The sequence below is a fragment of the Nonomuraea insulae genome (genome assembly GCF_042656245.1).
This window is the reverse complement of record NZ_JBHSPA010000088.1, coordinates 45,964-71,187: the sequence shown is the minus strand read 5'-3', so window position 1 is coordinate 71,187 and position 25,224 is coordinate 45,964. Positions and strand designations below refer to the sequence as shown.

The 25,224-nt window shown below is 70.4% G+C and carries 22 protein-coding genes; 10 read left to right on the top strand and 12 right to left on the bottom strand.

Going from position 1 to position 25,224, the window contains the following annotated elements:
* Positions 1-86: 86 nt before the first annotated feature.
* Positions 87-1,949, bottom strand: a complete 1,863-nt coding sequence (locus ACFPZ3_RS55065; RefSeq protein WP_379522455.1) for a hypothetical protein — start codon at positions 1,947-1,949, stop codon at positions 87-89.
* A gap of 130 nt (positions 1,950-2,079) precedes the next feature.
* Here ACFPZ3_RS55065 and ACFPZ3_RS55060 point away from each other — a divergent pair, with 130 nt between their 5' ends.
* On the top strand, positions 2,080-2,313 hold the full coding sequence (locus ACFPZ3_RS55060) for a hypothetical protein (RefSeq protein WP_379522454.1): 234 nt from the start codon (positions 2,080-2,082) through the stop codon (positions 2,311-2,313).
* On the opposite strand, the gene ACFPZ3_RS55055 is transcribed toward ACFPZ3_RS55060, so the two are convergent.
* The 3 genes from ACFPZ3_RS55055 to guaA form a co-directional block, all read right to left on the bottom strand.
* The gene (locus tag ACFPZ3_RS55055) at positions 2,295-3,161 is read right to left on the bottom strand and encodes a nucleotidyl transferase AbiEii/AbiGii toxin family protein (RefSeq protein WP_379522453.1); all 867 of its coding nucleotides are present in this window, start codon (positions 3,159-3,161) and stop codon (positions 2,295-2,297) included. The genes ACFPZ3_RS55060 and ACFPZ3_RS55055 overlap by 19 nt on opposite strands.
* A complete protein-coding gene (locus ACFPZ3_RS55050; RefSeq protein ID WP_379522452.1) occupies positions 3,158-3,769 on the bottom strand; it encodes a type IV toxin-antitoxin system AbiEi family antitoxin domain-containing protein in 612 nt (203 codons plus the stop codon). Before ACFPZ3_RS55050 ends, ACFPZ3_RS55055 begins: the two co-directional genes overlap by 4 nt.
* 92 nt (positions 3,770-3,861) lie before the next feature.
* Entirely contained in the window at positions 3,862-5,409 is a 1,548-nt protein-coding gene (gene guaA / locus ACFPZ3_RS55045) for a glutamine-hydrolyzing GMP synthase (protein WP_379522451.1), read from the bottom strand.
* A gap of 97 nt (positions 5,410-5,506) precedes the next feature.
* On the opposite strand from guaA, the gene ACFPZ3_RS55040 reads away from it, so the two are divergent.
* Positions 5,507-6,418: a hypothetical protein gene (locus ACFPZ3_RS55040; protein ID WP_379522450.1), complete on the top strand. Its 912-nt coding sequence runs from the start codon at positions 5,507-5,509 to the stop codon at positions 6,416-6,418.
* On the opposite strand, the gene ACFPZ3_RS55035 is transcribed toward ACFPZ3_RS55040, so the two are convergent.
* Positions 6,409-7,266 (bottom strand): SDR family NAD(P)-dependent oxidoreductase, encoded by an 858-nt coding sequence (locus tag ACFPZ3_RS55035; RefSeq protein ID WP_379522449.1) that lies wholly within the window; start codon positions 7,264-7,266, stop codon positions 6,409-6,411. The genes ACFPZ3_RS55040 and ACFPZ3_RS55035 overlap by 10 nt on opposite strands.
* A 152-nt stretch (positions 7,267-7,418) precedes the next feature.
* Entirely contained in the window at positions 7,419-8,912 is a 1,494-nt protein-coding gene (locus tag ACFPZ3_RS55030) for a DUF885 family protein (protein ID WP_379522448.1), read from the bottom strand.
* Positions 8,913-9,000: 88 nt separating this feature from the next.
* Between ACFPZ3_RS55030 and ACFPZ3_RS55025 the strand changes: the two genes are divergently transcribed.
* On the top strand, positions 9,001-9,744 hold the full coding sequence (locus tag ACFPZ3_RS55025; protein ID WP_379522447.1) for an N-acetyltransferase: 744 nt from the start codon (positions 9,001-9,003) through the stop codon (positions 9,742-9,744).
* Here the strand turns inward: ACFPZ3_RS55025 and ACFPZ3_RS55020 are convergent.
* Positions 9,733-10,701, bottom strand: a complete 969-nt coding sequence (locus ACFPZ3_RS55020; protein ID WP_379522446.1) for a PLP-dependent cysteine synthase family protein — start codon at positions 10,699-10,701, stop codon at positions 9,733-9,735. The genes ACFPZ3_RS55025 and ACFPZ3_RS55020 overlap by 12 nt on opposite strands.
* 152 nt (positions 10,702-10,853) lie before the next feature.
* Positions 10,854-11,435 carry a TetR/AcrR family transcriptional regulator gene (locus tag ACFPZ3_RS55015; RefSeq protein WP_379522445.1) on the bottom strand — a complete coding sequence of 194 codons (582 nt, stop codon included), beginning with the start codon at positions 11,433-11,435 and terminating at the stop codon, positions 10,854-10,856.
* 200 nt (positions 11,436-11,635) lie between these two features.
* Between ACFPZ3_RS55015 and ACFPZ3_RS55010 the strand changes: the two genes are divergently transcribed.
* The 3 genes from ACFPZ3_RS55010 (at position 11,636) to ACFPZ3_RS55000 (ending at position 17,144) form a co-directional block, all read left to right on the top strand.
* Entirely contained in the window at positions 11,636-13,780 is a 2,145-nt protein-coding gene (locus ACFPZ3_RS55010) for a protein kinase domain-containing protein (protein ID WP_379522444.1), read from the top strand.
* Between the two features lie 32 nt (positions 13,781-13,812).
* Entirely contained in the window at positions 13,813-15,753 is a 1,941-nt protein-coding gene (locus ACFPZ3_RS55005) for a beta-propeller domain-containing protein (RefSeq protein ID WP_379522443.1), read from the top strand.
* A gap of 149 nt (positions 15,754-15,902) precedes the next feature.
* Complete coding sequence (locus ACFPZ3_RS55000) at positions 15,903-17,144, top strand: S8 family serine peptidase (protein ID WP_379522442.1); 1,242 nt, start codon at positions 15,903-15,905, stop codon at positions 17,142-17,144.
* A 177-nt stretch (positions 17,145-17,321) separates the two neighbouring features.
* On the opposite strand, the gene glpD is transcribed toward ACFPZ3_RS55000, so the two are convergent.
* Positions 17,322-19,058 carry a glycerol-3-phosphate dehydrogenase gene (gene glpD / locus ACFPZ3_RS54995; RefSeq protein WP_379522441.1) on the bottom strand — a complete coding sequence of 579 codons (1,737 nt, stop codon included), beginning with the start codon at positions 19,056-19,058 and terminating at the stop codon, positions 17,322-17,324.
* A gap of 271 nt (positions 19,059-19,329) precedes the next feature.
* A complete protein-coding gene (locus ACFPZ3_RS54990; protein ID WP_379522440.1) occupies positions 19,330-20,100 on the bottom strand; it encodes a DeoR/GlpR family DNA-binding transcription regulator in 771 nt (256 codons plus the stop codon).
* A gap of 128 nt (positions 20,101-20,228) precedes the next feature.
* Between ACFPZ3_RS54990 and ACFPZ3_RS54985 the strand changes: the two genes are divergently transcribed.
* The 4 genes from ACFPZ3_RS54985 to ACFPZ3_RS54970 are packed head-to-tail and all read left to right on the top strand — an operon-like array spanning position 20,229 to position 24,096.
* Positions 20,229-21,101, top strand: coding sequence for an SIS domain-containing protein (locus ACFPZ3_RS54985; RefSeq protein ID WP_379522439.1), 873 nt, complete (start codon positions 20,229-20,231; stop codon positions 21,099-21,101).
* A complete protein-coding gene (nagA, locus tag ACFPZ3_RS54980; RefSeq protein WP_379522438.1) occupies positions 21,098-22,231 on the top strand; it encodes an N-acetylglucosamine-6-phosphate deacetylase in 1,134 nt (377 codons plus the stop codon). The genes ACFPZ3_RS54985 and nagA overlap by 4 nt, the downstream gene beginning before the upstream one ends.
* Before the next feature lies 1 nt (position 22,232).
* On the top strand, positions 22,233-23,261 hold the full coding sequence (locus ACFPZ3_RS54975; protein WP_379522437.1) for a 1-phosphofructokinase family hexose kinase: 1,029 nt from the start codon (positions 22,233-22,235) through the stop codon (positions 23,259-23,261).
* Positions 23,262-23,271: 10 nt separating this feature from the next.
* Positions 23,272-24,096, top strand: coding sequence for a class II fructose-bisphosphate aldolase (locus ACFPZ3_RS54970; RefSeq protein ID WP_379522436.1), 825 nt, complete (start codon positions 23,272-23,274; stop codon positions 24,094-24,096).
* An 84-nt stretch (positions 24,097-24,180) separates the two neighbouring features.
* Here the strand turns inward: ACFPZ3_RS54970 and ACFPZ3_RS54965 are convergent, their stop codons facing one another.
* Together ACFPZ3_RS54965 and ACFPZ3_RS54960 are read right to left on the bottom strand one after the other, a co-directional pair.
* Complete coding sequence (locus tag ACFPZ3_RS54965; protein WP_379522435.1) at positions 24,181-24,624, bottom strand: GNAT family N-acetyltransferase; 444 nt, start codon at positions 24,622-24,624, stop codon at positions 24,181-24,183.
* Positions 24,625-24,644: 20 nt separating this feature from the next.
* Positions 24,645-25,217, bottom strand: coding sequence for a TetR/AcrR family transcriptional regulator (locus ACFPZ3_RS54960; protein ID WP_379522434.1), 573 nt, complete (start codon positions 25,215-25,217; stop codon positions 24,645-24,647).
* Positions 25,218-25,224 lie beyond the last annotated feature (7 nt).

Sequence of the window (25,224 nt, the reverse complement as noted above, 5' to 3'; positions counted from 1 at the left end):
GGCCGGCCGGTGGCTTGACGGGGGCGATGGCAGCAGCGGCGGCCGCCGGCTTAACGAGGGCGGTAGCAGCAGCGGCGGCCGCCAGCCTAACGAGGGCGGTAGCAGCAGCGGGACCCGGTCCGTACGGTGGCGCGCAGTTCCTCCCCCAGGGCCGCGTCGGCCTCGGCGATGCGGGCCACGGCGCGCCGGATGGCCTTGCTCACGGCGACCCTGGCCCGCTCCCCGCTGCCCGCGAACGGTCGCGCCCGCCCGCCGAGACCGGTGGCGGCGGACAACTCGGTCAGCAGCCATTCCCGTTCCCGCCGCGCCTCGGCGGCGCGATCGGGGTCGTCCATCGACTCGATCTCCTCCTCCAACCGCGTCAACCGCTGCCTGTACGTCCGCCTCGCCGCCTCGTCGAGCACCGGCTGCTCCGACGCGATCGTGCTCCTGGACGCGTCCGCCCCTCCGGCCAGCTCGATGGCCGGGATCTCCCGGCCAGGATTGGCCAGCAGCGTCGCCAGGTAGCCCATCCCCACGCTGTGCCCGACCAGCACCTCCCGCCCGTCCATCTCGAAACGCCAGTTCGGGCCGTCCTGCCGTACGCGGCAGACGCCGTCGGCCGCCGCCCCGGCCGCCTCCGGGAGGACCATGCCCAGCTCCCTGGCCTCCAGCACGTTCCGCTGGTCCTCCACCTCGCCGAGGGCCTGCGCCAGCCGGTGCCTGGACAGCACGGTGGCGGGCCGGTGGCCCAGCGCGAGATTGCGCCGTACCGCCGTGCGCAGATGCCCGACCGCGCGATCCACCTCGCCGACGGTCAGCGCGGCCATGCCCAGCGGGTGGTGCGCGGAGCCGAAACAGGCCGCGCCTTGACCGACGATCACCGGCAGCTCGGCGAACGGGGCGAGCGCGGCGTACGCGCGGGCGGCGGTGTCGGCGTCCCGGAGCAGGTACGCGGCCTCCACGATGAAGTACATCGAGGTCAGCCAAGTGCTCGAACGCGGCATTCCGGCCCCGCGCAACCGGGCGAGCAGCCCCTCCGCCGTCCGCCGATCCCCGGCCCTGGCGGTCGCCGCGGCCAGGCCCGCCAGGGAGGAGTGATCCAGGGCGCTGAGGGTCGGCGAGTTCACCAGCTCCGCCAGCACCGGCACGAGCTCCGCGCCCCGCCCCTGGAACCATCGGACGGCGGCGAGCTGAGCCCCGTACCAGCCGGTGGCATCGACGTCACCGGCGTCCTCACCGCGCTCGGCGCTGACGGCCGCCAGCTCCTCCGCCTCCCCGAACCGACCGGCGCGAATGCTCATCATCACCTCGATCGCACTCACGACGAACCCGATCGCCAGATGATCCTTGACCGCCAGCAGCCCCCGCAGCTCCTCCAGACTGAGCTCCGCGAACGGGGAGGCGTCGAGGAACAGATCGACGGTACGCCAGAGCATCCCCATCAGCAGATCCCCCCGGCGCCCCGTCAGCCCCGCCAGATCGACCAGCTCATCGGCCAGCAGGAGCCGCGCCTTCCCGTGCCCGGGACCCAGCAGGCAGTGGTGGGCCAGGCTCAGCGTCTCCGCCAGCGCCACCGGATCACCGGCGCTCCTCGCCTGCTCCAGAACGTCGAGTATCGCGGTGTGCGTCCCCGTGCAGTAGTCCTCCTCGGCCGCCTGCCGGGCCCGCAGCCGCAGGGCCAGCGACGACCGCGGATTCAGCAGCCCCAGGGCGTAGCGCTGGCGGGCGCGTACCCTCTCCCAGTCCGCGCAGGTCCGATACTCGTGCACCCACAACCCGCCCAGCCCCAGCGCCGCCCGCGCCAGCTTCCGCACATCGCCGCACGCGTCGGCCTCCCGATAGGCCGCCTCGAACCAGTCGCGAGCGGTACGCAGGTCGCCGTCCACGGACAGGGCACGCTCGCCCGCCAGGATCGCGAAGGTGATGGTGCCACCCGGGACCTTGTCCAGCGCATGTGTCGCCCCCACGGCTTTCGCCTCCTCTTGGCCCCGGAAGTGAGGAGGAGATCCGTCACGCACTGATACATTTCCGCGCGGACCAGAGGCTTACCGCGCACCCGGGACCGGTCCCGGCTCGGTCACTCTACGCTCATCAACCATGAACCCACTGCGACGCCCCCGGCTCTGGGTGCGGATCGCAGCGATCATCGCACTCACCGTCGCCCTGTGGCTGCTCCTGATCCCACGTACGGCCCTGTACTACGTGGACGACGCCGGGCACCCGTACGACATCTCGGCCCTGTACTCCTGGGGCACCACCGAACAGTCGATCATCGGCGCGCTCAGGCTTCCCAGGTCGACAACCTCAGACCATCAGTTCGTTCTCTTCTGAGCTTGTGTCAATTCCCAGAAGTTGCGTACCAGGCCGAGCGCGACGGGTAGGTCCGGGCTTGCATACGTGACCCCCTCTGCGAGCCTCGGGTAGTCAGTTGCCCAGACCAGCGGTGGGTCGGAAATGAGCGGTGGGACCGGGTGCGTGCCTCGTACGGCAAAGACATGCTGCACCACCTCCAGCAGCCCACGGTCGGCCGAGAGGCCGTCCTCGATCAACAAAACCAGATCAACGAGGTCTTTCACCCTCGTGTTGGGCCGGGAATTGTAGTCACGGGTGAGGGCGTGCAGCTTCTCCGCGAAGTGCTGACGGCGGTCGACTGAGTCGATCACCCGTGCCGGCACGTCGGCGAACGCGAGCACACCGGGCAGGAGGATCCGTTCGGTAGCCGCAAGCTCCTCATCACGCAGCACGACGTCCAGCCGAACCTGAGCGAAGGTCTTACCCGCCAGAGCGCTGTCAACAGGGAAGCGCCAGCCAGGTCGTCCGGCCGCATCCGCGTCCAGCAAGTTAGGCCGGCCAACGGAGAAAGCGAAACCATCCGCGTCCACGTCATTCGCCAGAGTCTCGATCAGCTCTTCGCGCAGGGCCTCTCCATCGCACGAGCCATCACGGAGCGCCAAGTCGAGGTCTTTCGTAGCGCGCGCCCGTCCGCCCAGGCGGAACTCCAGAGAAGTGCCGCCTTTGAGGACCCAGCGGTTTTCGACGACGGACAGTCTGGCGGAGATCCGATCGAACACCGCGATTCTTCGGAGGCGGCTGAGATCAGTACCGCTCTCGTCGGCCTGGCGCTTGAGCCTGGCCTCCAAAGCTCGACGAAGATCGACCGAGGTCGCATAGCGACTCATGTGAGCTCCTGACTCAAAGCTCGCTCCACCGCGAGTTCGGCCTGAGCGCCGGCTCGCTGCGCGGCCCTCAGTAGTTGTCTCTTTGTCGCGGCGCCGCGATCGAGCAGATCTGCGACAGCCGAGTCGATCACGTCCTGGTCCACGCCGTCCGCTGCGGACTCCGCGATGGCACGTACGGGCTTCGTCACCCGAAATCCTTCGTGCTCGTCCACCTCGTCAGTCGTCAGCTCGGCGTGGTGGAGGACCACGGAGGGATGTCGCCGACGGAAGCCTCGCGGAACGGTCAGATGGATCCGAGCGGGATTGGCGATCCCCAGATCATGGACCGCGAGTGCGGTGGTGTGGGATATGACCGCCTGTCCTTGGCTCCAGAGCGCCCAGCGAACGAGATGGTCGTATTCGCCGGAAGGTAGGTCGGCGAACTCATGAAATCGGTAGATACCGCGATCGACGCGCTCCCAGTGACCGCTGTGAGCCTGAAACCGCTGCGATTGGTAGGAGTAGCCGTCCGCGAGGGCCTGGGCCGCGGTGAAGTAACCGTGCTGGCGCGCCGCGCGCCGCCAGAGCCGCGTACGAGGTGTGTCTTCACCTGCCTCCACGACGAACACCCTAGCAACTACAAGAAATTTTTAGTTTGGCGTACACCCGTGACAGCAAACTAAAAATTTCTTGTAGTTGGGCGTCCTTCAGAGCTGAGACGTCACTCCCACTCGATGGTGCCCGGGGGCTTGCTGGTCACGTCGAGCACCACGCGGTTGACCTCGCGCACCTCGTTCGTGATCCGCGTCGAGATCCGCGACAGAACGTCGTAAGGCACCCGCGCCCAGTCCGCCGTCATGGCGTCCTCCGACGTGACCGGCCGCAGCACCACCGGGTGGCCGTACGTGCGGCCGTCGCCCTGCACCCCCACCGACCGGACGTCGGCCAGCAGGACCACCGGGCACTGCCAGATCGAGCGGTCCAGGCCCGCGCGGGAAAGCTCTTCGCGGGCGATCGCGTCGGCTTCGCGCAGGAGGGCCAGGCGGTCGCGGGTGACCTCGCCGACGATGCGGATGCCGAGGCCGGGGCCGGGGAAGGGCTGGCGCCAGACCATGGCGGAGGGGAGGCCGAGCTCTTCGCCCGCTCGGCGGACCTCGTCCTTGAACAGCGCGCGCAGCGGCTCCACCAGGGTGAACTGGAGGTCTTCCGGGAGGCCGCCGACGTTGTGGTGGGACTTGATGTTGGCGGTGCCGGTGCCGCCGCCCGACTCGACGACGTCGGGGTAGAGGGTGCCCTGGACCAGGAACTCCACGGGGCCGTCGGCCATGATGGCGCGCTGTTCGTCCTCGAAGACGCGGATGAACTCGCGGCCGATGATCTTGCGCTTCTCCTCCGGGTCCGTGACGCCTTCGAGGGCCTTCAGGAAGCGGTCGGCGGCGTCGACCACGACGAGCTTGACGCCCGTGGCGGCCACGAAGTCGCGCTCGACCTGCTCGGCCTCGCCCTTGCGCAGCAGGCCGTGGTCGACGAAGACGCAGGTCAGCCGGTCGCCGATGGCGCGCTGGACGATGGCGCCGGCCACGGCGGAGTCGACCCCGCCCGACAGCGCGCAGATGGCGCGGCCGTCGCCGACCTGGCGGCGGACGGACTCGATGGAGTCTTCGACGATGTTGAGCATGGTCCACGAGGCGCGGCAGCCGGCCGCGTCGAGGAAGTGCTTGAGCACCGCCTGACCGTGCTCGGAGTGCAGGACCTCGGGGTGGAACTGCACGCCGTAGAGGCCACGCTCGGTGCTCTCGAACGCGGCGACCGGCGTCTCGCCGGTCGAGGCGGTCACCACGAAGCCCTCGGGGGCGGCGGCCACGGCGTCGCCGTGGGACATCCAGACGGTCTGGCTGGTGGGCAGGCCGGCGAAGATGACGCCCTCGTCGAGCACCTCCAGCGGGGTGCCGCCGTATTCGGCGATGCCGGTGCGAGCCACCTCGCCGCCCAGCGCCTGAGCCATGGCCTGGAAGCCGTAACAGATGCCGAACGTGGGCACGCCCGTGGCGAACAGCCCGTGCGGGACCGGAGGGGCGCCTTCGGAGTAGACCGAGGACGGGCCGCCGGACAGGATGATCGCCTTCGGATTCTTGGCCATCATCTCCTCGACCGGCATGGTCGACGGCACGATCTCGGAGTAGACGTGGCACTCGCGCACCCGCCTGGCGATGAGCTGCGCGTATTGTGCGCCGAAGTCGACCACGAGAACTGTGTCGAATTCAGACACCGTGAGAACCCCCCAAAGGCGAAATGCGGTGACCACAGTGTATCGGGCTTGAGGATTACACCTGGCCTGGCAGGGGCCGACGTGCTAACACAGAACGATGGATCTTGTCTGGCCGGCGACGGCGTGGGCCCTGTGGGTCGCGACGCTGGCCGCCGCCCTCAAGGTGTCCAGTCGAGCCAGGAACTTCCGGCAGGCGTCGGAGGAGCCGATGCCCGCCCCTGTGGCCGAGCTCTTACGCGGGATGCGGGCGCAGGATGTGTTCCATTCGGCGCTGTCCGAGCTGGCCGGGCGCGGCTGGGTGCGGATCGAGGGCGATCACCTGTCCGCCGGTGAGGCTCTCGACGAGCCGCTGCGGCCCTACGAGGAGTGGGTCCTGGAACGAGTACGCGCCCGCCTGGCGGGAGCCCAGGAAGCCCCGGTGGTCGCTCTCATGCCCGAAGGGTCCGATCTCGACGGCGGGTTCGTCCCCCTCGTCCGTCAGTGCGCCATCGATCTGGGCCTGGCGCGGCGGCGCTGGCCGAGCATGATCGTGCCGGTGCTGCTCGCGGCCGGGCTCGTCCTCCCCTGGTGCGCCACCATCGCGACGGCCGGCCTGGCCTGGCCCGGGATGATCGCCACGATGGTGTCCCTGGTGGCGGGGATCGGGCTGCTCATGGGCGGCCGTGGGTTCCTGCTGACGTCGCGCGGCCGGGAGAGTGTCAAAACGGCCCCGGTGAACCACCGGCAGGAGTGGATCTTCACCGGCAGCGGCTGGCAGGGTGGCGAGATCGAGCCCGCTCAGCAAGGGGGTCCAGGACGGCTGGAGGTCACCGGATATGTCGTCAAACGGTGGATGGAGGCAGACCACTGCTACATCGCCCTCCATGACGGCAGTTCCGAGAAGGCCACGGCGTATCAGGTCGAGGAGGGGCTCTACCACGACGTGCTGCCGGGCGACTCGGTACGGCTGCTGGTCAAACCGGGCAAGGGCACCGTCGTACGAGTCCTCACCCACAACCGTCACTGGTAGTCGGGCAGGTCTCCGCTGAGCAGGGTCTCGGTCTGCCGGCGCAGGCGGGCGGCGTACTTGGGATCGGTCAGCAGCAGGAACCGTTCCTCCTGGATGCCCGTCACGACCAGGTCGGCCACCTCGGAGGGGTCGACGCCGCGCTCGGCCGCCCTGCTGACCCACTCCCGCAGGTCCACCTCGTCCTGCGTGGGCCTGGTGGCCAGGTCGAGGGGGCGGTTCCGGTCGGATTCGCCGATGCGCGTCCTGACCGCGCCGGGGCACAGCGCGCTCACCCGGAGCTTGGACCCCGTGGCGGCCAGGTCCTGGGCGAGCGCCAGGGAGGCGGCCAGCGCGGCGTGTTTGCTCACCGAGTACGCGCCCGCGCCGGGCGCCACGGACAACCCGGCCACGGACACGGTGTTGACGATGTGGCCCTCGGTGTCCTGCTCGATCATGCGTGGCACGAACTCGTGGATGCCGTGCAGCACGCCCCACAGGTTCACGCCGAGCAACCAGGAGAAGTCCTCCTCGCCGCGCGTCCACATGTGACCGCCTTGGAAGACGCCGGCGTTGTTGCAGAGCACGTGTACGGCACCCAGCTCCCCGAAACACCGGTTGGCCAGGTGCCGTACGGACGACGCGTCGGACACGTCGGTGATCTGCGTGAGCACTTTGCCGTCCCCGGCCGGCGCGACCGTCTCCGCAAGCGCGACCGTCTCCGCAAGCGCGGCCGTCTCCGCGAGCGCGCCCCAGTCCACGTCGGCGAGCATCAGCGTCATTCCCTCGGCCGCGAACCGGAGGGCCATGGCCCGCCCGATGCCGCTCGCCGCACCCGTCACCACCGCGACCTTGCCGGAGAGCTCGCGCACGAACAGACCTCCCTAGCGACCCGACCGTACGACCAGGCCGCCTAGTGACCGACCGTAAGATGCCTAAGACGTTCCCCGATCAGCCCGAGAGACGCTACAGGACCGCGCCGATCAAGCCCAGAGGTAACGGACTGCGCCGATCGAGCCCAGAGCTACAGGACGGCGTCGATCAGGCCCAGAGGCGGTGAGCCGAGGTCGAGCAGCGCCTTGTGGAAGCGCTGGATCGTGAACCCGGCGCCCCACTCCTTGCGGGCCCGCTCCCGCAGGTCGAGGATGAGCAGCTTGCCCCAGGTGTAACGCCCGTACGTGGGGTCGAACGAGGCCCGCCGCGCCTCCGACAGCGCCGCCGGGCCCGCCAGGTGGGTGTCGGACTCGAAGCGCGCGGCCGCGTCCTCGACCGTCATCTGCCCGGTGTGCACGCCGATCGCGCAGGCCAGCCGGGTGACGCGGATCAGCGCCTCCACCCACACGCCGATCTCGAAGCGCGGGTCGCCGGACTCGAAGCCCTCCTCGACGCACAACTCCTCGGCGTAGTGCGCCCAGCCCTCGATGAACGCGACCGACTGCAACAGCCTGCGCACGTCGGACGGCGCCCGCCGCAGCGCCCTGGCGTGCGAGAAGTGCCCGGGAGCGACCTCGTGCACGTTGATCGCCGGCAGCGTCGTACGGCTGAAGACCTCCAGCCACTCCTCCTGGTCCTGCCGCGGCCAGGAGGAATCGGGCGGGGTGATGTGGTACCACGACGGGCCGTCGGGCTCGCCCGGCGAGTTCCACGCCATCATGGCCATCGCCCAGCGGCGCGACTCCGGCGCCGGGCCGACCAGGCACTCGCCGTCGTGGTAGGGCACCAGGTTCTTCTCGCGGGTGAACGCGATGGCCTGCTCGGTGCCGATCCGGGCGGCCTCGATCACGCCGTCGGCGTCGGGGTGGTCCTTGACCAGCTCCCGTACGACGTCGAGCGGCGCCCGTCCGTTCTCCCCCAGCTTGGCGCAGGACTCGGCGAGCAGCGCCGACAGCCGGTCACGCTCGGCGTCGGCCCGCTCCGCCAGCCTGCCGAGATCGACCGGCAGCCCTTCGGCGGTGCCCATGAGCCTGGCCAGCGCCTCGCCGCCGAGCGCCGCGTCGGGGTCGCCCTCGGCCGCGGCCCGCTCGATGTGGGCGACGAGCCTGCCGTGGGCCGCCAGCGCGGCCTCGTCCGTGATCCCCGCCGCCAGGCCCCTGGCGGCTCCGAGCAGGGACGTCGCGACGGGGGCCGGGACCTGGTCGAGCGCGGCGACGGCGTGCTCCACGGCCTCGGGCCAGCGCGCGAGGTGGGCCGCCTTGGCGGCGGCGCGCTCCTCCTCAGGGCCGTAGTCGCGGTCGTAGCAGGCCAGGTCGAGGTTGGAGAGGTGGATGAGCGGGTTCTTGCGGTGCAGTTCCAGCTCGCCGAGCTGGGTGCGCAGACTCTCCTCGAACACCTGTAGGTGCCTGGCGTCATGCGCGTCCTCGGGTGCGGGGCCCTGGCCGAGCCGCGCCAGCCCGGCCTGTACGCCCTGGGGCGACAGGTCCTGGATCTGGCCGTCGTACTCGTGCCTGCCGCCCCCCTCGCGCGCCTCGGCCACGAACAGGTCGGTGATGGCTCGCAGCCTGGCGTCAAGTTCTGTCATGCCGCCGACGCTAGCGCACGCCTGCATACGGCCTTAAGTACCAATAAACAGGGCGCATTCGTGCGACCGGAATGCCAGGATTCTCCCCATGGCCCTCCAGATCACGACGCTCGCGGAGCGTCCGGAGTTCTCGTCGTCGTTGTGGGACATGGACCATACGTGGCACGAGTTCGTGCTGAACGACCCGATCGCCGACCTGTTCTACGCGCGCGCCACGACGGTGTACGCCGACCACGTGCTCGTGGCCACCGACGAGGCCGAGCCGGGGCGGCTGGCGGCGCGTGGGTGCATGATCCCGTACGTGTCGGACGGGGCCGGGTTGCCCGACGACGGATGGGACGGCGTGATCAGGTCCGGGTGGCTGGCCCGCGAGCGCGGCCACCGGCCCGACGCCGTCTCCGGGCTGGAGGTCACCGTCCGCCGCGACCTCCTGGGCAAGGGCCTGTCATCCCTGATGGTGGCCGCGATGCGCGACCACGCCGCCCGGCTCGGCCACCGCGAGCTGGTGGTGCCGGTACGGCCCAACGGCAAACACCTCGAACCCCACACCCCCATGACGGAGTACGCCTTCAGGAAGCGCCCCGACGGCCTGCCCCACGACCCCTGGCTCCGCGTCCACGTGCGGGCCGGCGGGAAGATCGTCAAGGTGGCCCCGCGGTCGATGACGGTGCCGGGCACCCTGGCGGAGTGGCGCGGCTGGACGGACCTGCCGTTCGACCGCACGGGGACGATCGAGGTGCCGGGCGCCCTGGTGCCGGTGCACTGCGACGTGGCCCACGACTACGCCGTGTACGTGGAGCCGAACGTCTGGGTCAGCCACTCACTGGACTGACAACTTCTCCCTGTAGGGCGCGACGTCCAGCCCTCTTTCCGCCGCCCACGTGTCGTCGTGGCAGGTCGCCAGGTGACGGGGGGCCGCGTCGCCGATCAGTGACACCACGGTGCCGCTCTCTCCCCTGGCTCGCATGCGCTCGGCCAGCTCCAGCGCCGCCCAGAGCGCGGTGCCCGACGAGGCGCCCACCGGCAACCCCGTGATCTCCCTGATGTGCCTGGCCGCCGCCACGCTGGCCGCGTCGGGAACGGGGACGACCAGGTCGACCAGGTCGGGACGGAAGCCCGGCTCGATACGGGGGCGGCCGATGCCCTCGACGCGTGAGGGCATGCCGGTGGCGTAGTCGGGCGTGTCGAGGGTCCAGCCGGGGAAATAAGCCGAATTTTCGGGATCCGCCACCACCACGCGGCAGCTCAGGTCGTGGGCCCGGATCCAGCGCCCCAGCGTGGCCGAGGTCGCGCCGGTGCCCGCGCCCGTCACCACCCAGTCGGGCCGTGCCTGCCCGAACAGCTCCTCCGCCAGGTCATGCTCACCCGCCCGCCCGAACTGGTCGAGGAAGTGCCCCTCGATCCCCCGCGCCGCGTCGTAGATGGCGAGCGGCGGCGTCACGAACCGGCACTCCCCGCCCAGCTCCTCCACCGCCCGCGCCCGCGCGGGGCTGTGCCTGCCCGGCATGACCACGATGTACGGCAGCCCCAGCCGCCGCGCGAACCACGCCTGCGCCACGGCCGCGTTGCCACCCGTCGCCTCCACCACGGTGGTGCCCTCGGTGACCAGCCCGTCGGCGATGGCCTGCCTGAACAACGCCCTGGCGTGCCGGTGCCGCAGGCTGCCGGTCGGCTGCGCGGACTCGTCCTTCAGCAGCAGCCTGATCCCGGGGGCCCGCACGGGGAAGTCGATCAGCGGGGTGGGCTCCCCCGCCGCCAGCACGTCGAGGGCTCGCGCGTTCCAGCTCACGCTCCCACCTTGTCAGCCCGGCCCGGCGAAAGCCGCCCCGTTCGCCACCAGCCGAGCCGACGCCCCCGTTCGCCACCAGCCGAGCCGACGCCCCCGTTCGCCACCGACCGAGCCGACGCCCCCCAATCGCCACCAGCCGAGCGGCCCATCCGTCACGCGCGCAGCCCGTCGACGATCCGCCACGTGGACCGGTGGCAGAGCGCGCGGAAGTCGGCCTCGGACATCCCGAACCGCCCGCTCAGGTACTGCTGCAACAGCCCCTGCACGCACGAGGTCACCACCAGCGCGGTCTCCAGCGGATCGTCCGCACGCAGGAACCCTGCCCGCATGCCCTCCTCCACGAGCCCCATGATCACCCCGAACGCCGGGCTCTGCCCCTCGCGGAAGTCCTCGGGGAAGCGCCGCGCCCCCGCCCACGCGTCGGAGATCAGGAACCGGTACAGGTGCGGGCTCCCGAGCGCGAAGTCGAGGAAGCCGTCGAGCGCCGCCGACATGCGCTCCTCCAGCCCGCCCGTGGAGGGCCGCCCCGCCCAGGCCGCTCCCAGTTCACCCGTGCTGCGGTCGGCGACGGCCCGCAGCAGCGCCTCCCTGTTCGGGTAGTGCCGGTAGATGGCCATGGCGGTGATGCCCACGGCGTCGCCGACGCGCCGCATGCTGACCGCGCCGGCCCCCTCCTCGATGAGGATGCGCTGTGCCACGGCGACGATGCGCGCCGCCGTACCCTGGTCGTTCACGTTTACAGCGTAGACAGCCTCGCTTGAGCCCGAGCGTGCGCATGCACGTCATCAGCGTCAGATCTGGGCAGCTCAGCGAGGGTTTCACCAGTATGGGGCATTGATGCGCCGCGTCCTGGCACTGGAGGTCAGAAGGATATTCCGCTGAACTACTCGCGGGTAGTTTTTGCGGATCCGTGGCATAGCGACAGAATCCCTACATGGCAACCTTCGCTCCGCTCCGACCCGGAGATCCACAGCGACTGGGGGGACTCGATCTCCTCGGCCGCCTCGGCGAGGGCGGTCAGGGCGTCGTCTACCTCGCCACAGACCACGCGGACACCAGGGTGGCGGTCAAGTGGCTGCGGCCCGACCTGTCGGGCGACCAGGTGAGCGTGGAGCGATTCCTGCGCGAGGTCCAGGTGGCCCAGCAGGTGGCGCCGTTCTGCACCGCCGCCGTGCTGGGCACGGGGGTCGAGCAGGACCGCCCGTACATCGTCAGTGAGTTCATCGAGGGTCCCTCGTTACAGCGGGTGGTGCAGGAGGAGGGGCCGCGCACGGGATCCGTGCTGCACCGGCTGGCCATCGGCACCGCCACCGCGCTGGCCGCCATCCACCAGGCCGGGATCGTGCACCGCGACTTCAAGCCGGCCAACGTGATCATCGGGGCCGACGGGCCTCGCGTGATCGACTTCGGCATCGCGCGGGCGTTGAACGCCACCTCCACGATCAGCAGCATGGTCGTGGGCACGCCGTCGTACATGCCGCCCGAGCAGATCATGGGCCATACCGTCGGGCCGGCCGCGGACATGTTCTCGTGGGCCAGCGCGATGGTCTTCTCCGCCTCCGGGCGGGCGCCGTTCGGCAGCGACACGATGCCCGCGGTGATCAACCGAGTGCTCAACCAGCAGGCCGACCTGGGTGTGCTGCCCGAGGGCCCGCTGCGTGACGTGGTGATCGCCTGCCTGGCCAAGGACCCGGCGCAGCGGCCCACGGCCGAGCAGGTCATCATGCGACTGCTCCAGCAGCCCGCCCCGAACTCCGGCATGCTGGCGCAGGGCGCGGCGGAGGCGGCCCAGGCGCCGCCGTCCTTCCCGCGGAACCAGCCCTCCTATCCCGGGCCGAGGTCGGGCCCGGTCAGCAACTCCGCCCCGCAGGGGATCCACTACTCCCATGCGGGACCGCCACCGCCTGCCCCCTCGCCGTGGCAGCACCAGCCCACGATGGCTCCTTACGGCCAGCAGGGCCCGTACGCGCAGCCGCCGCGCAAGAGCAGAGGCCCGCTGATCGCCGGCATCGCGGTCGCGTGCGCGCTGCTGGTGCTCGCCGGCGTGATCGTGGTCATCCAGATCGACAAGCAGTCAGTGGCCGGCCCGACCGCCGACCCGACACCCACGCGCACTCGCACCCGCACGAGCGAGCCCAGCCCGACGGCGACGCAGGCGTCCGTGCCCAAGACCGGCACCAAGCGGACACTCCCCGGCGGGGCGATCTACCTGTACGAGAACCCGGCCGACGCCCTCGTCCTGACCTCCTACGAGATCTACGACGAGAAGAAGAAAGACTGGATCGACTACGCCAGGGGATCGTTGCGCGGCACGTTCACGAAATATCAGCAGAACTGGGAGTCGCTGGTCTCGCCGGACGGCCGCTACCTGGCGACCAGAGGCCGGAGCTACAGCTCCGACGACTTCGACTTCATCGTGATCACCGACCGGCAGACGAACGAGCGTTCCACGATCAAGACCGTCAAGGAGCCGCTGATCAGCAGCATCCGCGCCTGGTCGAGAGACGGCTCCAAGATCCTGCTGAACATCGAGAAGAAGAACGGCGACGACTGGCTCTACATGGGCTTCGTCCTCATCGACGTGGCCGCGAAGGAGGCCAAGACGATCAACGTGTCCGACACCGCGATCCGCGGCAACGCCTTCGGCTTCGACGGCGCCGACGAGGGCGTGGTCGACGTGTACGGCGATGAGAAGAACCGGGGCCTGCGCTTCTTCGACGCCGAGGGCAACACCACGCGCTCCCTGCCGGGCATCGGCACGTTGTCCGCCGGCACGCAGGACATCTTCTCCCCCTCGGGCGAGGAGTTCGTCACCAACTGCCCCAACGGCGGCGACGGCGACCACTGCATCTGGGACAGCACCTCGGGCAAGCGGGTACGCAAGTTCTCCTCCGACTGCGACAAGGTCCTCGGCTTCTACGACGAGACCCACCTCTACTGCTGGGAGCAGCAGAACAGCGTCAACGACGAGGTCCAGGTCGTCGACTTCGAAGGCAGGCTGATCAGAAAGATGCTGGAGGTCCCCGACACCATCGACTTCAGCCCCGCCTTCACCGTCAATCCGGCCAACGGCTCCTGAACCATCCAGCACGCGCAACCGTGATGGAGGGCATGAAGACGTTGATCCGCACGGCTGTGACCGCCGCGGCACTCGCGGCGGTCACAGCCGCCTGCACCGCTTCGACGGGAGGGCCCTCGAACCCGCCGAAGCCCGTGAAGGCGAACCCCGTCCGCCTGGTGGCCTACAGCAGTTGCGACGACCTGCTGGGCGGCCTGCGCGAGCAGGCGGCCAAGAACGTCGGCCCGTACGGCTTCGGCAACGTCATACCCATCATGGCTATGGAGGACGGCCAGGCCAAGGCCAGGTCGGACACCGCCTCGGCGCCCGAGCACTCCACGACCAACGTGCACGAGGCCGGCGTGGACGAGCCCGACCTGGTCAAGACCGACGGCAACCGGATCATCACGGTCACGGACGGCACCCTGCGGATCATCGACACGGCCACCAGGAAGATCACCTCCTCGCTCAAGCTGACGGAGGGCGACCAGCGCGTCCCCGGCCTCCCCGCCGACCTGCTCGTCTCGGGTGACCGGGCGCTGGTGCTCATGCGGGGCGGCGACATCATGTACAAGACCCGGGGGCCGGTCGCGGACACCCGCTATGTGGTGGTCGATCTGGCGGGTCAGCCGAAGGTCCTGAGCACGATCAGGCCGGCGGGCTCGTACGTGGACGCCAGGATGGTCGGCTCCACCGTCCGGCTCGTCACCCGCAGCCAGCCCGACATCACCTTCCCCGAACTGCGCCAGGACGCCTCGGAGGCCGAGCGCACCAAGGAGAACGAGGCAGCGGTACGACGCGCGCCGGTCGACGCCTGGCTGCCCGCGACGGAGATCACGGACGCGGCGGGCAAGGTCACCAAGGACACGGTAAAGTGCGATCGGGTCAGCCACCCCGCCGACTACACCGGCACCTCGCTGCTGACCGTGCACACCATCGACCTGGCACAGGGCGTCACGGCGGCGGGCACCGACCCGATCAGCCTGGCCGCCGACGGCGACGTCGTCCACGGCACCGGCCAGAGCCTGTACGTGGCCAGCAACCCGCGCTGGTGGTTCCCGGTGCGCCCGCTCCCGATCGAGGAACCCGCCCCCTCGTCGAGCGCCGTGGCCCCGGCCGTGGAACCCACCCCCAGCGACCCGGTGCCGACACCCACGGTCCCCCCAGAAGAGACCGAGGTGCACAGGTTCGACATCGCCTCGGCCGGCGCCCCCACGTACGTGGCCTCGGGCAAGGTGCCCGGACGCCTGCTGAACCAGTACTCCCTGTCGGAGCACGAGGGTCACCTGCGCGTCGCCACCACCCTCAACTCCGCCGACGGCAAGACCAGCTCCAGCGCCGTCTACGTGCTCAATGCCGACTCCATGGCCAAGGTGGGCGAGGTCGGCGGCCTGGGCGAGGGCGAGCGCATCTACTCGGTCAGGTTCATCGGCGCGGTCGGCTACTGCGTCACGTTCAAGCAGGTGGACCCGCTGTACACGCTGGACCTGCGCGACCCGGCGGCCCCCAGGGTGACCGGCGAGCTGAAGATCACCGGCTACTCGGCGTACCTGCATCCCGGCGCCGAGGGCCGGCTGATCGGCATCGGCCAGGAGGCCAGCGACAAGGGCAGGACGCTGGGCACGCAGGTCTCGCTGTTCGACGTCAGCGATCCGGCGGCCCCGCGCCGCCTCTCGCAGATGTTCCAGAAGGACGCGGGTTCCGAGGCGGAGTGGGATCCGCACGCGTTCCTGTACTGGCCGAAGAGCGGCCTGTCGGTGATCCCGCTGAGCAAGCAGAACGAGTCGGGCGCCCTGGTGCTCAAGATCGATGACTCCGGGGTGAGGGAACTCGGCATGATCAAGCACCCGACCCAGAAGGGTGATTACCCGTACCAACCTGGCATTCAGCGTTCCATGGTCATCGGTGACTCGCTCTGGACGCTCTCGTACGAGGGTGTGCAGGTCAACGACGCCACCACGCTCGCCTCACAATCCTGGATCCCGCTCCGTTAAGCGACCGAAAGATGCCGGTTCGTAATGAACCGGCATCTTTTTTATGGACTTATCCCGACAAATGATGAAAGCTTTACTAACACCAACCTGTCGGATCGGCTGGTTCGTGTCACAGACGGGCCCCGATCCCCGGCAAGAGAAAGGGCCTCATGCGACCACGCACCCCCCTGCTCGCATTGCTCGTCAGCGCGCTGGCGTTACTCGCGGCGCCCCTGCCCGTCACCGCGGCCACCGCCGCTCCCGACGGCACCTACATCGTCCAGCTCAACCCGTCGATGCGCGCACCGCGCGGCGCCGCCGAGAACCAGGTGTCCCAGAGCGGCGGCCAGCTCATCGGCGTGTACGAGCACGCCTTCAAGGGCTACACCGCCCGCCTGAGCGCGGCCGCGGCCGAGCAGCTCAAGCGCGACCCGAACGTGCTCAGCGTCGAGCCCGACGCCGTGGTCACGGCCTTCCCCCAGACCATCCCCACCGGTGTACGCCGCATCTTCGGCCCCAGCAACCCCAACCTGGACATCGACGGCGTTGACGACGTCCGCATCGACGTGGACGTCGCCGTGGTCGACACCGGCTCGGACAACACCCACCCCGACCTGAACGTGGTCGCCCGCGCCAACTGCGTGACCGGCGTCTGCGTCAACAACTCCGGCACCGACGACAACGGCCACGGCACGCACGTGTCGGGCACCGTCGGCGCCCGCGACAACACCATCGGCCCGGTAGGCGTCGCACCCGGCGCCCGCATCCACGGCGTGAAGGTGCTCAACGCGGCCGGTTCCGGCACCCTGGCCGGCATCGCCGCCGGGCTCAACTGGGTGGTGGCGCGCGCGTCCACCATCGAGGTCATCAACCTGAGCCTGGGCTGCAGCGGCTGCACCAGCAGCGCGATCAGCACCGCCATCACGAATGCCGTCAACGCCGGCATCGTGGTCGTGGTGGCGGCGGGCAACAGCCACGCGAACACCTCCGGCTTCTTCCCGGCCAACCACCCCGACGTGGTCACCGTCTCCGCGCTGACCGACAACGACGGTTTGGCCGGCGGCGCCGGGGGCAGCACGCTCTCGTGCCGCAGCGAGACCGACCAGGACGACACCTCGGCGTTCTACTCCAACTTCGGCAGCACCGTGGAGATCACCGCGCCGGGCACCTGCATCTACTCGACCTGGCCTGGCGGCGCCTACAACACGATCAGCGGCACCTCGATGGCCAGCCCGCACGTGGCGGGCGCGGCGGGCATCCTCACCTCGGGCTCCCGCAAGCCGACGAACAGGGCGGGCTCGCTGGCCGTACGCAGCACGCTGATCTCGACCGGCAACCTCAACTGGACCGACGACTCGGGTGACGGCGTGAAGGAGCCGCTGCTCGACGTACACGACGCCACGCGCTACTAGCCGGCGTTGACGCCCTAGAGAACCATCCTGGAAACGGGCGGTCCGCGGACCCCGCAGCGCCGCGGGCCGCCCCTCCTACTCGCCGGTCAGCTCGCGCCCGCAGCACCTCAGCACGATAAAAATCGAGGTATCCGGACAAAAGCTCTCGGGGGTCTGACACCTGCTTCAAGGAATCGCTCACGTGTGCTCCGGTACGACGACGGGGACGATCTCCGGCGCGCCGAGCCTGATCGCGTCAGCCTCCTGGTCGGAGTCCTGCTCCTGCGAGCGACGTTCGGACTCCACACGCTTTGTGTAGTATTCCACCTCCCTCTTCACTTGCTCCCCGTCCCAGTCGAGCGGCCCCGCCAGCAGCTCCGCCGCCTCCTGCGCCACCGCGACCCCGCGGTGGAAGGTCTCGATGGAGATCCGGGTACGCCGCGTCAGCACGTCGTTGAGATGCCGGGCGCCCTCGTGCGTGGCGGCGTAGACGACCTCGGCCCGCAGATAGTCGTCGGCCCCCGCCAGCGGCCGGCCCAGCGACGGATCCCTCTCGATCAGCTCCAGCAGCTCGTCGATCATCGAGCCGTAGCGCTGGAGCAGGTGCTCGATCCTGGCCACGTGCAGCCCGGAGGTCTGGGCGATGCGGTGCCGGGAGTTCCACAACGCCTGATAGCCCTCGGCGCCCACCAGCGGCACCCGGTCGGTGCACGAACGCGGCACCCGCTGGTCGAGCCCGTGCGCGACGGCGTTCACCGCGTCCTCCGCCATGACCCGGTACGTCGTGTACTTCCCGCCCGCCACCATCACCAGCCCGGGCACGGGATGCGCCACCACGTGCTCCCTGGACAACTTCGAGGTCTCGTCGGACTCGCCCGACAACAACGGCCGCAGCCCCGCGTAGACGCCCTCGACGTCGTCGCGGGTCAGCGGCACCGACAACACGGCGTTGACGTGGTCGAGCAGGTAGTCGATGTCCGTACGGGAGGCGGCAGGGTGGCTCTTGTCGAGCGTCCACTCCGTGTCTGTGGTGCCGATGATCCAGTGGCGGCCCCAGGGGATCACGAACAGCACCGACTTCTCCGTGCGCAGGATGATGCCGGTCAGCGAGTGGATCCGGTCGCGGGGCACGACGAGGTGGATGCCCTTGGAGGCGCGTACGTGGATCTGCCCGCGGCCTCCGACCAGCTCCTGGATGTCGTCGGTCCAGACGCCGGTGGCGTTGACGACCTGCCGGGCGCGTACTTCGAGCTCCTCGCCGGTCTCCAGGTCGCGCACGCGCACGCCGGTGACCCGCTCGCCCTCCCGCAGGAACCCCACCACCTGCGCCCTCTGAGCGATGTGCGCGCCATAGGTGGCCGCGGTGCGCAACATGGTCATCACGTAGCGGGCGTCGTCCACCTGGGCGTCCCAGTATTGGACGGCGCCGGTGAAGGCCGTCTTCTTCAGCGCCGGGGCCAGGCGCAGCGCCCTCGACCTGGACAGGTGCCGGTGCCCCGGCACGCCGCGGGTCACCCCTGACGCGATGCCGAGCGTGTCGTAGAGCGCCACCCCAGCGCCGACGTAGGGGCGCTCCCAGCCGTAGTGGGTCATCGGGAACAGGAACGGCACCGGCCTGACCAGGTGCGGCGCGATGCGCTGCAACAGCAGTGCCCGTTCGCGCAGGGCTTCTCGTACGAGCTCGAAGTTGAGCTGCTCCAGGTAGCGCAGGCCGCCGTGGATCAGCTTGGACGAGCGCGACGACGTGCCCGAGGCGAAGTCACGCGCCTCGACCAGGCCGACGTCCAGCCCGCGCGTCACGGCGTCGAGCGCGATCCCCGCACCCACAACGCCGCCGCCGACCACGACCACGTCGAGCTCCTGAGCCGCCATGCGCCGCAACGCCTCGACCCGCTCCGCGGGCCCGAGCCGACCCACGTCTCTTCCCGACGCCATACTCTCCCCCTGACGGTCGCCGGATACTTACCCCAAAACCCTCTTCCATCATCCTTTACGCGCTGCCGTCGCTCACCACCCGCCGCACTCCGGCTGACGACCCTCCAGGAAACGGCCTCTGACCCATCAGCGGCGCGCCACCGCTACGCGAGCCCACCTTGCCCGGATTCCGTGGTCAGCCCCGGGTTCCGTGGTCAGCCCCGGGTTCCGTGGTCAGCCCCGGGTTCCGTGGTCAGCCCCGGGTTCCGTGATCAGGCGCGGGATTCCGTGATCAGGTGCGTATGACCTTCACGCCCGCGTCCGTGAGCCGGCCCGCCGCCTCGTCCGAGAGCTGGGCGTCGGTGACGAGCGTGTCGATCTGCGCGATCGGGCAGATCCGGGAGAAGGCGCGCTTGCCGACCTTCGAGGAGTCGGCCACCACCACGACCTGGGCGGCTCGGCTGATCAGCAGGTTGTTGACGCTGGCCTCCCCCTCGTGGTGGGCCGAGGCGCCCAGCTCGACGTCCAGCCCGTCGACCCCCAGGAAGGCCACGTCCAGCGTCACCTGCTCCAGCACTCCGCTGGCCAGCGGGCCGATGAGCTCATAGGACTGCTGCCTGGCCACCCCGCCCGTCACCACGATCTTGACGTGCTGCCGGACGGTGAGCTCTGAGGCGATGTTGAGCGCGTTCGTGACGATCGTGAACCCGCTCTCCAGCGTGGCCACCGTCGCGAGCGTACGCGCGAGCTCCGAGGTGGTCGTGCCGCCGTTGAGCCCGACCACGGCCCCTGGCGTGACCAGCTCGGCGGCAGCGGCGGCGATGCGGTGTTTCTCGTCGGCGTGCCTGGCCGTCTTGTAGCGCAACGGCAGGTCGTAGCTCACGCTCTGCGCGACGGCCCCGCCCCGCGTGCGCATGAGCATCTGCTGCTGGGCGAGTTGGTCGAAGTCCCGCCTGATCGTCGCGGTGGAGACGTCGAGCGCCTGGGCGGCCTCCTCCACCGACAGCCTGCCCCCCTGCGCCAGCAGTTCCAGGATGGCGTTCCAGCGGTCATAGCGGGACACGGAACCTCCCTAAGGGACGAGGTCAGCAGCAAGCGTGGCACAAGCTGGGGTGCCAGGCCAACAGTGTTCATAACTGCTCTTTCCTGATATAAAAACAGCAGAAACAATCAATCATGGGGAGGTAAGCGGTGACCAGTCACACCGAAGCCGAGATCGCGTCCCAGCCGTCGTGCTGGCGCCGCGCCGTTGCCGACGTTCCCGCCGACGCGCTGCCCCGCCGGGGTGAGCGGGTCGCCGTCGTCGGCTGCGGCACGTCGTGGTTCGTCGCGATGTCCTACGCCGTGCTGCGCGAGCGGGCCGGCCACGGCGAGACCGACGCGTTCGCCGCCTCCGAGTTCCCGTCAGGGCGCGGCTACGACCGCGTGCTGGCGCTGTCCAGGTCCGGCACCACGACAGAGGTCCTGGAGCTGCTGGCCCAGAGCACCACGAAGAGCACGGCCATCACCGCCGACCCCGACACGCCGATCATGTCGGCCGCCGACGAGGTCGTCGTGCTCGACTACGCCGATGAGAAGTCGGTCGTGCAGACCAGGTTCGCCACCACGCAGCTCGCCCTGCTCCGCGCCGCCCTGGGCGAGGACCTCACGGCGGCGATCGCCGACGCGGAGCGGGCCGTGGCCGAGCCGCTGCCCGACGAGCTGGTCCAGGCCGAGCAGTTCAGCTTCCTCGGCACCGGCTGGTCCGTCGGCCTGGCCCAGGAGGCCGCGCTGAAGATGCGCGAGGCGTCCAGGTCGTGGACGGAGGCCTACCCGGCGATGGAATACCGGCACGGGCCGATCAGCATCGCCGCGCCAGGGCGTGTGACGTGGATGCTCGGCACCGCCCCCGAGGGCCTGCGCGCGCAGGTCGAGGAGACCGGCGGGACGTTCGTCGAGAGCGGGCTCGACCCGATGGCCGAGCTGATCCGCGCCCAGCGGGTCGCGGTGGCGCGGGCTTTCGCGCGGGGGCTCGACCCCGACGAGCCCATGCACCTCACGCGATCTGTGATCCTTTCTCCATGAGCCTTACTCTTGCCGACGCCAGGATCGTGACCCCCGAGGGAGTGCACGAGGGGTGGCTGACCATCGAAGACGGCCGCATCACGCATGTCGGCCATGGATCCGCCCCCGGCCCGGGCCTCAGCCTGGGCGGCCGGCACGTCGTGCCGGGGTTCGTGGACATTCACAACCACGGCGGCGCGGGCGGTTCCTTTCCCACTGGCGAGCTCGACAAGGCGCGTGACGCCGTGGCGCTGCACCGCCGCCACGGCACGACCACGACGATGGCCAGCCTGGTCACCGACTCGATCGAGGGCCTGACCAGGGCCGCGGCGGCGCTGGCCGAGCTGTGTGACGAGGGTTTGCTGGCCGGGATCCACTTCGAGGGCCCCTACATCGCCAAGGCCCGCTGCGGCGCGCACGACCCGACGCAGCTGCGCGAGCCGTCGCCGCAGGAGTTCGCCGGGCTGGTGAAGGCGGGGCGGGGGCACGTGCGCATGGTGACCATCGCGGCCGAGCTGCCCGGGGCGCTCGACACGATCAGGATGGCCGTCGCGGAGGGCGTGATCGCCGCCGTCGGGCACAGCGACGCCGACTACGACCAGACGATCGCGGGCATCGAGGCGGGCGCGAGCGTGGCCACACACCTCTACAACGCGATGCCGCCGCTCGGGCACCGCGCTCCAGGGCCGGTGGCGGCGCTGCTGGACGACGAGCGGGTGACGGTCGAGCTGATCAACGACGGGGTGCACGTGCATCCGGCGATGTTGCGGCTGGCGTACGAGGTGGCCGGGCCCGGCAGGACCGTGCTGATCACCGACGCGATGTCCGCCGCCGGCCTCGGCGACGGCGACTACGTGCTCGGTCCCATGCGGGTGCGCGTGGACGACGGCGTGGCGCGGCTGGTCGAGGGCGGTTCGATCGCGGGCTCGACGCTCACCATGGACGTGGCGTTCCGGCGCGGCGTCCAGGAGGTCGGCATGTCGCTGCCGGACGCGGTGCAGGTGGCCTCGCTGACGCCCGCACGAGTGCTCGGCCTGGCCGACACCATCGGCTCCATCGCCGTCGGCAAGGCCGCCGACCTGGTGGTGCTCTCCGATTCCCTGGAGGTCAACGGCGTGCTGAAGGACGGCGTCTGGATCACGGAGCCCTGACATGATCCTCACGGTGACGCTCAACCTCGCTCTCGACGTGACCTACCAGGTGCCCGGCGTGGACTGGGACGGGGTCAACCGGGTCGGCGCGGTGCACAGGCGCGCGGGCGGGAAGGGCGTCAACGTGGCCAGGGTACTGGCCGCGCTCGGCCGGGACGTGCTGGTCACGGGGCTGGCGGGCGGCCCGACCGGCCAGGCGATCGCGTCCGACCTGGCGGCGGCGGGCCTGCCCAGCGCGCTGCACGGCATCGCCGCCGACTCCCGCACGACCCTCGCCGTCTGCGACACCCCCGCCTCTGAAGGCGCTGCCCGAACCGGTGCCGTCCCGGACGCCAACGCGGGCGGATCGGGCGTGGGCGGGTCAGGAGGGGGCGCGTCAGGCGGGGGCGCGTCAGGCGGGGGCGCGTCAGGTGCTGTTCGCACGGCGCTGTTCAACGAGCCAGGTCCCGAGGTCACGCCTGCCGAGCTGGCCGCGTTCCTGCGGCACTACGAGTCCCTCGTGGGCGACGCCGACGCGGTCGTCATCTCGGGCAGCCTGCCGCGCGGCGTCCCCGCCGACACCTACGCGACGCTGGCCGCCATCGCCGCCGGCGCGGGCGTCCCCGCCATCGTGGACGCCGACGGCGACCCTCTGCGCCACGCGCCCAAGGGCCGCCCCTCCATCGTCAAGCCCAACGCCGAGGAGCTGGCCAGGGCCGTGCCCGGCGGCACCCCTGCCGAGGGCGCGCAGGCGCTGCGCGGCCAGGGCGCGGGTGCCGTGGTGGTGTCCATGGGCGCCGACGGGCTGCTGGCCGTGACGGCGGAGGGAATGTTCCGGGCGCGGATGCCGTACACCGTGCGGGGGAACCCGACCGGCGCGGGCGACTCGCTCGTGGCCGGGCTGGCGCTGGGCCTGGTCGAGCCCGAGCCGTGGCCGGAGCGGCTCAGACGGGCCGCGGCGCTCGGCGCGGCGGCCGTGGCCAGGCCCGTGGCCGGCGAGTTCGACCCCGACGTCTACGCCGACATACACCCCCAGATCACCATCACGTAAGGAGCCCGCCATGCCCCTCGCCGCCATCGGCGACATCGTCAGCCAGTCACCCGCGGGGGTGGGCGCGTTCAACGTGATCCAGCTTGAGCACGCCTCCGCGATCGTGACCGGCGCGGAGGCCCTCGGCCTGCCGGTCGTGCTGCAGATCAGCGAGAACTGCGTGCGCTACCACGGCGCGCTGGAGCCGATCGCGGTGGCCGCGCTCGCCGTCGCCAGGCGCGCCGAGGTGCCGGTCGCGGTCCACCTCGACCACGCCACCGACCGCGCGCTCGTCGAGGAGGCGGTGCGGCTGGGGCTGGGCTCGGTCATGTACGACGCCTCCGCCCTGCCCGACGAGGACAACGTCGCCGCCACGGCCGAGGTGGCGGCCTGGTGCCACGAGCGCGGCGTGTGGGTGGAGGCCGAACTGGGCGAGGTCGGGGGCAAGGACGGCGTGCACGCGCCCGGGGCCCGTACCAAGCCGCACGAGGCGGTGGACTACGTGAGCAGGACCGGCGTGGACGCGCTGGCCGTGGCCGTGGGCACCTCGCACGCCATGACGACCAAGGACGCGGTGCTGGACCTGGAGCTCATCGCCGAGCTGCGGACCGCGGTGCCGGTGCCGCTGGTGCTGCACGGCTCCTCCGGGGTGCCGGACGACGTGCTGCGCGAGGCCGTACGGCAGGGCATGAAGAAGATCAACATCGCGACGCACCTGAACAAGGCGTTCACCGGTGCCGTACGCGACTATTTGGCTCACGACGAGCGGGTCGTGGACTCCCGCAAATACCTCAAGGCGGGCCGCGACGCGGTCGCACGGGAGGTCACCCACCTCCTGGGCGTGCTCACGGGCTGAGCGCGTCAGCGCCTGCTCACGGGCTGAGCCGCCGGGGCGTCAGCGCCTGCTCACAGGCTGAGCGGCTTGCGCGTCAGCGCCTGCTCACGGGCTGAGCGGCTTGCGCATCAGGTAGGCGGAGCGGCCCTCAAGGTTCGCCTGGCCGGTCCTGACATAGCCGAGTGACTCGTACAGGGCGATGTTGGCGGCCATCTTCACGTTGGTGTAGAGGCGCAGCGCGGGCAGCCCCAGCCTGCGCGCCTCCTCTTCGGCGTAGGCCAGCAGCGCCCGCCCGATGCCCTTGCCGTGCAGGTCGGGGTGGACCGCGACATTGTCCACCAGCAGCACGCCGTCCTCGGGGACGAGCACGATGAGCCCTTCGAGCCGGTCGAACCCGCTGGTCACGTGCACCCGACCTGCGGCGATGAGCGCGGCGTAGTCGGACTCCAGCGGCAGCGGCCGCGTGCCGATGACCTCGATCCACGGCGTGTAGGCGTCGTGGACGAGCCGCTCCACGGCCGCCAGGTCACTCTCACCGGCCAGTCTCATGTGCCCCATGATGCCAGGCACTAAGGCAGCAGCCGCTCGACGGCGCTGGTCACGAGCCGGTGGATCTCCTCCTCGCCGAACACGTCGGGCAGCGTGAGCCGCTCGACCACCAGCCAGTTCATCGCCAGATAGAGCAGCACCACGGTGTCGGCGTCGCCGGGCAGGCCCGAGTCGAGGTGGTAGCGGACGTTGGCCTCGACGTCGGCGCGGATGCGCGCGGTCAGCACGGCCCGCAACTCCGGCCGCCTGGTGGACTCCAGCCGCAGCTCCATCAGGGCCAGGTAGCCGGACCTGAACGACGAGACCCGATCGACCACCTCCTGCATGAGCTGGGCCACCCGGTCCCGGTCACGCGGCCCCGCGAGGCTGTCGGCCATCACGGCGTCGTCGGGCTGCAGCCGTTCGTAGATCCGCCCGCCCGCCTGGGTGAACATCTCGTCGCGGCTGGCGAAGTAGTTGGAGGCCGTGCCGGTGGGCACCTCCGCCTGCGCGTCCACCGCCCTGAACGTCAGCCCGCGAGCGCCCTCCCTGGCCAGCACCTCGATCGCGGCATCCACCAGCGCCGCCCGCCGGGCGACATTCTGTCTGACCATCTTGACA